At 67.6% G+C, this 8,912-nt stretch carries 5 protein-coding genes; all 5 read left to right on the forward strand.

Going from position 1 to position 8,912, the window contains the following annotated elements; genetic code table 11:
- A partial coding sequence (locus ASE43_RS07435) for a condensation domain-containing protein (RefSeq protein ID WP_157499741.1) occupies window positions 1–2,777 on the forward strand: 2,777 nt, incomplete at its 5' end.
- Window positions 2,704–3,492: amino acid adenylation domain-containing protein (locus tag ASE43_RS22810; protein ID WP_255356366.1), on the forward strand; the 789-nt coding region annotated here is incomplete at its 3' end. The genes ASE43_RS07435 and ASE43_RS22810, both read left to right, overlap by 74 nt.
- Before the next feature lie 1,521 nt (window positions 3,493–5,013).
- The coding region (locus tag ASE43_RS22315) for an AMP-binding protein (RefSeq protein WP_235568670.1) at window positions 5,014–6,201 on the forward strand (1,188 nt) is incomplete at its 3' end.
- 25 nt (window positions 6,202–6,226) lie between these two features.
- Window positions 6,227–6,805 (forward strand): AMP-binding protein, encoded by a 579-nt coding sequence (locus ASE43_RS22900; RefSeq protein ID WP_343123556.1) that lies wholly within the window; start codon window positions 6,227–6,229, stop codon window positions 6,803–6,805.
- The coding region (locus tag ASE43_RS21755) for a condensation domain-containing protein (protein WP_235568671.1) at window positions 6,727–8,912 on the forward strand (2,186 nt) is incomplete at its 3' end. The genes ASE43_RS22900 and ASE43_RS21755, both read left to right, overlap by 79 nt.

Consider the following 8,912-nt stretch of genomic DNA (forward strand, 5'->3'; position numbering starts at 1 on the left):
GTCGCTGGCGGCCGGACGGCACCATCGAGTACCTGGGGCGCAACGATTTCCAGGTGAAGATCCGCGGCTTCCGCATCGAGCTGGGCGAGATCGAGGCCCGACTGGCGGCGTGTGCTGACGTGCGCGAGGCGGTGGTGCTGGCGCGGGAGGACGTGCCGGGCGACAAGCGGCTGGTGGCGTACCTGACGGCGGATGCGGGCGCGGACCTTTTGGTGGCCGAGCTGCGTGCGCGTCTGTCGGTGGAACTGCCCGACTACATGGTGCCCAGTGCCTTCGTGGTGCTGGACGCGTTCCCGCTGACGCCGAACGGCAAGCTCGATCGCAAGGCGCTGCCCGCGCCGGACGGCAGCTCGCTGGTGCAGCGCGAGTACGAAGCGCCGCAGGGCAAGATCGAGGAAGCGCTGGCGGAGATCTGGCAGGCGCTGCTGAAGGTCGATCAGGTGGGTCGCCACGATCACTTCTTCGAGCTGGGCGGCCATTCGCTGCTGGCCGTGCAGCTGGTCTCGCGCGTGCGCGAGCGACTGGGCGTGGAAGTGCCGCTGCGCGAGCTCTTCGTCCATCCGGTGCTGCACGCGTTCGCGCAGGCGGTGGGCCAGGCCGGCGCGAGCACATTGGGCCGCATCGAGCGCGTCGGCCGCGATCAACCGCTGCCGTTGTCGTTGTCGCAGCAACGCCTGTGGTTCATCGATCAGTTGGATGCATCCGCGAGCCGCGCGTATCACATGCCAGCAGCGCTGCGCCTGAGCGGCAGCCTGCATCGCGATGCGTTGAAGCAAGCGCTGGACACACTGGTGGCGCGCCAGGAAGGTCTGCGTGCGCGCCTGGTTGCGGTCGATGGCGTGCCGCACCAGGTCTTCGCACCCGAAGACATCGGCTTTGCCCTGGCCGAGCACGACCTCTCGCAGTTGCCCGTCGCGGCCCGCGAGCAGGCGATAAACGAGCAGGCGGCCGACGAAGCGGGCGCGCCCTTCGACTTGAGCCAGGGGCCGCTGATCCGCGGTCGCTTGCTGCGTACGGCCGAAGAGGAACACGTGCTGCTGATTACCCAGCACCACATCGTCAGCGACGGCTGGTCGACCGGCGTCATCGTTCGCGAGTTCGCACAGTTGTACGCGGCCTATAACGAGGGGCGGGCCAATCCGTTGCCGGCGCTGGACATCCAGTACGCCGACTATGCGGCTTGGCAGCGTGGCTGGCTGCAAGGCGAGGAACTGGAGCGGCAGACCGCGTTCTGGCGCGATCACCTGGTGGGCGCACCGGCGTTGCTGGAGTTGCCGACCGACCGTCCGCGTCCACCGGTGCAGCGTTATGCCGGGTCCGTGGTGCCGGTGGCGTTGTCGGCCGAGTTGGCCGGCAAGCTGCGCGTGCTGGCGCAGTCGCACGGCACCACGTTGTTTGCGGTATTGCTGGCCGGCTGGTCGCTGCTGCTGTCGCGGCTGTCGGGTCAGGACGACCTGCCGTTCGAGCAGGTGGTGGAAGCGGTACAGCCGGCGCGCAGCCTGAGCCACAGCCCGTTGTTCCAGGTGATGCTGTCCTTGAACAACACGCCCGGCGGCGATGCGATGGAGCTGCCTGGCCTGACGCTGTCGCAGGTGCAAAGCGAGCACACCATTGCGAAATTCGATCTGTCGCTGTCGTTGAACGACGGTGGCACGGGCCTGCATGGCGGCATCGACTATGCGGCGGACCTGTTCGACCGCAGCACGGTCGAACGCTTCGCTGGCCACTTCATGACTGTGCTGGAGGCGATGGCCACGTCCGACACGCAGACCGTCGCCACGCTGCCGATCACGACGGCCGTGCAGCGGGCGCAGGTGCTGGAGGGCTTCAATGCCACGGCGACCGACTATCCGAAGGATGCGCTGATCCACGAACTGTTCGAGCAGCAGGCGACCGCGCAGCCGGATGCGATAGCGGCGGTTTACGAAGACCACCGTCTGACGTACGGCGAGCTCAATGCGCGGGCGAACCAAGTGGCGCATTACCTGCTGTCGCAGGGCGTGAAGCCTGACGACCGGGTGGCGATCTGCGTGGAGCGCAGCCTGGAGATAGTGGTGGGGCTGCTGGGGATACTGAAGGCGGGCGGGGCGTATGTGCCGCTGGATCCCGATTATCCGGCGGAGCGACTGGCGTACATGCTGGAGGACAGTGCGCCGGTGGCATTGCTGACTCAGGCCACGTTGGAGGAGCGCTTGCCGGTATGCGGCGTACCCACGCTGCGGTTGGATACCAGCGAAGACCGGGCGTTGCTGGCGGCACAGCCGACGCATAATCCGGATTCACATGCGCATGGCCTGAGCTCGCGGCACCTGGCGTACGTGATCTACACGTCCGGATCGACCGGCACGCCCAAGGGTGTGATGGTCGAGCACCGTAACGTGAACCGGCTGGTGATCAACAACCCGTATTTCCAGGCCGGTGACGACGACTGCCTGGTGCACGCGGCCAATCCGGCCTTCGACGCGGCAACCTGGGAAATCTGGGGCGCGTTGCTCAATGGCGCGCGGCTGCTAGTGCTGCCGCCGGCCGATGTGCTGGATGCGCGTCGATTCGACGCGCAACTGCTGGCCCACGGCGCCACGGCGATGTGGATGACGGTCGGCCTGTTCAACCAGTACGCGCCGAGCATGCAGGCGTCGCTGGCGCAGCTGCGCTATCTGCTGGTCGGCGGCGACGGGCCTGTTCAACCAGTACGCGCCGAGCATGCAGGCGTCGCTGGCGCAGCTGCGCTATCTGCTGGTCGGCGGCGACGCACTCGATCCGCGCACGATCCGTAGCGTGCTGGCGCAGGCGCAGCGTCCTGCGCACCTGATCAACGGTTACGGTCCTACCGAGACCACGACGTTCGCTTGCACGCACCTGATCGAGGCGCTGGCCGAAGATGCCACTTCGGTACCGATTGGCCGTCCGATCGCGAACACGCAGGTCTACATTCTGGATGCGCAGGGCGAGCCGGTGCCGGTGGGCGTGGCAGGCGAGCTCCATATCGGCGGCGATGGCGTGGCACGCGGCTATCTGAACCAGCCGGCGCTGACGGCCGAGCGGTTCGTGCGCGATCCGTTCAGTGCCGATCCGCAGGCACGCATGTACAAGACCGGCGACCTCGGCCGCTGGCTACCGGACGGCACCATCGAGTACCTGGGTCGCAACGATTTCCAGGTGAAGATCCGCGGCTTCCGCATCGAGTTGGGCGAGATCGAGGCCCGACTGGCGGCGTGTGCCGACGTGCGCGAGGCGGTGGTGCTGGCGCGGGAGGACGTGCCGGGCGACAAGCGGCTGGTGGCGTATGTGGTGCCGTCGGCGGGAGCGGAGCCGACGGGGGTGCAGTTGCGCGAAGCGCTGCAAGCGCAATTGCCCGAGTACATGGTGCCGAGCGCCTTCATGGTGCTCGACGCGTTCCCGCTGACGCCGAACGGCAAGCTCGATCGCAAGGCGTTGCCCGCGCCGGACGGCAGCTCGCTGGTGCAGCGCGAGTACGAAGCGCCGCAAGGCNCGTTCCCGCTGACGCCGAACGGCAAGCTCGATCGCAAGGCGTTGCCCGCGCCGGACGGCAGCTCGCTGGTGCAGCGCGAGTACGAAGCGCCGCAAGGCGAGATCGAACAGGGGCTGGCCGAGATCTGGCAGTCGCTGCTGAAGATCGAACAGGTGGGTCGTCACGATCACTTCTTCGAACTGGGCGGCCATTCCCTGCTGGCCGCACAGTTGGTGTCGCGTGTACGCGAGCGGCTGGGGGTGGAAGTGCCGCTGCGCGAGCTCTTCGTCCATCCGGTGCTGCATGCGTTCGCGCAGGCCGTGGGCCAGGCCGGTACGAGTACATTGGGCCGCATCGAACGCGTCGGCCGCGATCAACCGCTGCCATTGTCGTTGTCGCAGCAACGCCTGTGGTTCATCGACCAGCTGGATGCGTCCGCGAGCCGCGCGTATCACATGCCGGCAGCGCTGCGCCTGAGCGGCAGCCTGCATCGCGATGCGCTGAAGCAGGCGCTGGATACGCTGGTGGCGCGCCAGGAGGGCCTGCGTGCACGCTTGGTTGCGGTCGATGGCGTGCCGCACCAGGTGTTCGCACCCGAGGACATCGGCTTCGCCCTGGCAGAGCACGACCTCTCGCAGGTGCCCGCCGAAGCCCGCGAGCAGGCGGTGCGCGAGCAGGCGATCGACGAAGCGGGCGCGCCCTTCGACTTGAGCCAGGGGCCGCTGATCCGCGGTCGCTTGCTGCGTACGGGCGACGAGGAACACGTGCTGCTGATTACCCAGCACCACATCGTCAGCGATGGCTGGTCGATCGGCGTCATCATTCGCGAGTTCGCGCAGTTGTACGCGGCCTACAGCGAGGGGCGGGCCAATCCGCTGCCGGCGCTGGACATCCAGTACGCCGAYTACGCGGTGTGGCAGCGYGGCTGGTTGCAAGGCGAGGAACTGGATCGGCAGACGGCGTTCTGGCGCGAGCACCTGGTGGGCGCGCCGGCACTGCTGGAGCTGCCGACCGACCGTGCGNGGCTGGTTGCAAGGCGAGGAACTGGATCGGCAGACGGCGTTCTGGCGCGAGCACCTGGTGGGCGCGCCGGCACTGCTGGAGCTGCCGACCGACCGTGCGCGTCCGGCGGTGCAGAGTCATGTCGGCGGYACCTTGCCCTTCGCGTTGTCGGCGGAACTGAGCGCGCGACTGAAGCAGTTGGGTCAGCGSCAGGGAGCGACGCTGTTCATGGTGTTGCTGGCCGGCTGGTCGCTGCTGCTGTCGCGGCTGTCGGGCCAGGACGACGTGGTGGTCGGYACGCCGGTGGCGAACCGSCAGCGGCGCGAGGTGGAGGCGYTGGTCGGCTTCTTCGTCAACACGCTGGCGCTGCGCGTGCGCGTGGGCGAGACAGCKAGCGTGGCGGAGCTGCTGGCGCAGGTGAAGAARGCGACGCTGGGCGCGTTCGTGCACCAGGAACTGCCGTTCGAGCAGGTGGTGGAAGCGGTGCAGCCCGCGCGCAGCCTGAGCCACAGTCCGCTGTTCCAGGTGATGCTGTCGACTTGTTCGACCATGCGACGATCGAGCGTTTTGCCGGCCATTTCATCACCCTGCTGGAAGGCATGGTGGCCGACGAGACGGCGTCGCCGGCGGCGCTGCCGATGATGACRTCGGCGCAGCGCGATCATGTGCTGTCGGACTTCAACGCGACCTCGGCCGAGTATCCGCAGGAATCGCTGATCCACGAGTTGTTCGARCGACAGGCRGCCGAGCAGCCGGATGCGCTCGCGGTCATCTGCGGCGACTCCGCGCTGCGCTACGRCGAGTTGAACGCGCGCGCCAACCGCATCGCGCATTACCTGATCGCGCAAGGCGTACAGGCGGACGATCGGGTCGCGCTGTGCGTCGAGCGCAGCGTGGACACGGTGGTSGGCCTGCTGGGCATCCTYAAGGCCGGTGGTGCCTACGTGCCGCTGGATCCGGAGCATCCGCCCGAGCGRCTGGCTTTCGTRCTCGAAGACTGCGCGCCGAAGCAGCTGTTGCTGCAATCGGGTCTGCGCGAGCGGCTGCCGGCAAGTGCGGTGCCGCAACTGGCGCTGGACGACAGCGAAACGACGTTGGYCGCTTATCCGGACCACAATCCGGATATCCGTGCCCGCGGYGCGAGTTCGCGGCAGTTGATCTACATGATCTATACCTCCGGGTCCACCGGCATGCCCAAGGGCGTGATGGTCGAGCATCGCTCGGTGGTGAACCTGTGGTTGAGCCTGGAGCGCGCGGTGTTCGCTGGCCTGGCSAAGGCGGCCCGRGTGGGCTTGAATGCATCGATCACCTTCGACTCYTCGGTGAAATCGCTGACGCAGCTGTTGTCCGGACGCACGCTGGTGATTTTCCCGCAGGCCGTTCGTCAGGACAGTGCGGCGCTGCTGGCGCACCTGCGCGAGCAGTCGGTGAAATCGCTGACGCAGCTGTTGTCCGGACGCACGCTGGTGATTTTCCCGCAGGCCGTTCGTCAGGACAGTGCGGCGCTGCTGGCGCACCTGCGCGAGCACCGTGTGGACGCCTTCGACTGCACCCCGGCGCAGTTGGAGATGCTCCTGGGGGCAGGCTTCGCATCGGGCGGTGAGACGGGCGTGAGCACAGTGCTGATWGGCGGCGAAGCGATCTCGCTCTCGTTGTGGGAACGCCTGCGCCAAATCGACGGGGTCGAGTTCCACAACGTGTATGGCCCGACCGAATGCACGGTGGACNGGCGGCGAAGCGATCTCGCTCTCGTTGTGGGAACGCCTGCGCCAAATCGACGGGGTCGAGTTCCACAACGTGTATGGCCCGACCGAATGCACGGTGGACGCGACGACCTGCGCGTTGGGCGCCGCCGATTCGCCGAGCATCGGCAAGCCGCTGTCCAATATGCAGATCTACATTCTCGACGCGCAGGGTGCCCCGGTGCCGGTGGGCGTGGCGGGCGAGCTCCATATCGGCGGCGATGGCGTGGCGCGCGGGTACTGGAACCGCGAGGCGCTGACGGCCGAGCGGTTCGGGCGAGCTCCATATCGGCGGCGATGGCGTGGCGCGCGGGTACTGGAACCGCGAGGCGCTGACGGCCGAGCGGTTCGTGCGCGATCCGTTCAGYGCCGATCCGCAGGCRCGCATGTACAAGACCGGCGACCTCGGTCGCTGGCGGCCGGACGGCACCATCGAGTACCTGGGGCGCAACGATTTCCAGGTGAAGATCCGCGGCTTCCGCATCGAGCTGGGCGAGATCGAGGCCGCGCATGTACAAGACCGGCGACCTCGGTCGCTGGCGGCCGGACGGCACCATCGAGTACCTGGGGCGCAACGATTTCCAGGTGAAGATCCGCGGCTTCCGCATCGAGCTGGGCGAGATCGAGGCCAAATTGAGTGCCTGCACCGACGTGCGCGAGGCGGTGGTGCTGGCGCGCGAGGACGTGCCGGGCGACAAGCGGCTGGTGGCGTACCTGACGGCGGACCAGGACCTTGCGGTGGCCGAGCTGCGTGCGCGTCTGTCGGTGGAGCTGCCCGACTACATGGTGCCCAGTGCCTTCGTGGTGCTCGACGCGTTCCCGCTGACGCCGAACGGAAAGCTGGATCGCAAGGCGCTGCCCGCGCCGGACGGCAGCTCACTGGTGCAGCGCGAATACGAGGCGCCGCAGGGCGCAATCGAGGACGCGCTGGCGGATATCTGGCAGGCGCTGCTGAAGGTCGATCAAGTGGGTCGCCACGATCACTTCTTCGAGCTGGGCGGCCATTCGTTGCTGGCGGTGCAGCTGGTCTCGCGCGTGCGCGAGCGGCTGGGGGTGGAAGTGCCGCTGCGCGAGCTCTTCGTCCATCCGGTGCTGCACGCGTTCGCGCAGGCGGTGGGCCAGGCCGGCGCGAGTACCTTGGGCCGCATCGAGCTCGTCGGCCGCGATCAACCGCTGCCGTTGTCGTTGTCGCAGCAACGCCTGTGGTTCATCGACCAGCTGGATGCATCCGCGAGCCGCGCGTATCACATGCCGGCGGCGCTGCGCTTGAGCGGGCAATTGAATCGTGATGCCCTGAAGGCCGCGCTCGATCGCGTGCTGGTCCGCCAGGAAGGTTTGCGTGCGCGAATCATCGCCGTGAATGGCGTGCCGCAGCAGGTGTTCGCACCCGAAGACATCGGCTTTGCCCTGGCCGAGCACGACCTCACGCAGTTGCCCGCCGAGACCCGCGAGCAGGCGGTACGCGAGCAGGTGGAGGCCGAAGCCGTGGCACCGTTCGACTTCGAGCAGGGGCCGCTGATCCGCGGACGCTTGCTGCGTACGGCCGAAGAGGAGCACGTGCTGCTGATCACCCAGCACCACATCGTCAGCGACGGCTGGTCGACCGGGGTGATGGTGCGGGAGTTCGCGGCGCTGTACACCGCGTTCTGCGCAGGGCAGGGCGATCCGTTGCCGCCTTTGGCGATCCAGTACGCCGACTATGCGGCTTGGCAGCGTGGCTGGCTGCAGGGCGAGGAGCTGGAACGGCAGACGGCGTTCTGGCGCGATCACCTGGTGGGTGCACCGGCCCTGCTGGAGCTGCCGACCGACCGTCCGCGTCCGCCGGTGCAGCGTTATGCGGGGTCCGTGGTGCCGGTGGCGTTGTCGGCCGAGTTGGCCGGAAAGCTGCGCGTGCTGGCGCAGTCGCACGGCACYACGTTGTTTGCGGTATTGCTGGCCGGCTGGTCGCTGCTGCTGTCGCGGCTGTCGGGTCAGGACGAYGTCGTCGTSGGCGTGCCGGTGGCCAACCGGCAGCGGCGCGAGGTGGAGGCGCTGGTYGGCTTCTTCGTCAACACGCTGGCCTTGCGTACGCGCCTGTCGGAGCCGTTGACGGTGGCCGGCCTGTTGGCGCAGGTGAAGGAAACGACGCTGGAGGCGTTCGCGCACCAGGACGCTGGAGGCGTTCGCGCACCAGGAACTGCCGTTCGAGCAGGTGGTGGAAGCGGTACAGCCGGCGCGYAGCCTGAGCCACAGYCCGYTGTTCCAGGTGATGCTGTCCTTGAACAACACGCCCGGCGGCGATGCGATGGAGCTGCCTGGCCTGACGCTGTCGCAGGTRCAAAGCGAACACACCATTGCRCAGTTCGATCTGTCGCTGTCGTTGAACGATGGCGGCGCGGGCCTGCATGGCGGCATCGACTATGCGGTGGACCTGTTCGACCGCAGCACGGTCGAACGCCTCGCTGGCCACTTCATGACTGTGCTGGAGGCGATGGCCGYGTCCGACGCGCAGGCCGTCGCCACGCTGCCGATCATGACGGCCGTGCAGCGGGCGCAGGTACTGGAAGGCTTCAATGCCACGGCGACCGACTATCCGAAGGATGCGCTGATCCACGAACTGTTCGAGCAGCAGGCGACCGCGCAGCCGGATGCGGTGGCGGTGGTTTACGAAGACCACCATCTGACGTACGGCGAGTTGAACGCGCGCGCGAACCAGT

The sequence above is a fragment of the Lysobacter sp. Root983 genome (assembly GCF_001429345.1).
GTDB lineage: Bacteria > Pseudomonadota > Gammaproteobacteria > Xanthomonadales > Xanthomonadaceae > Lysobacter.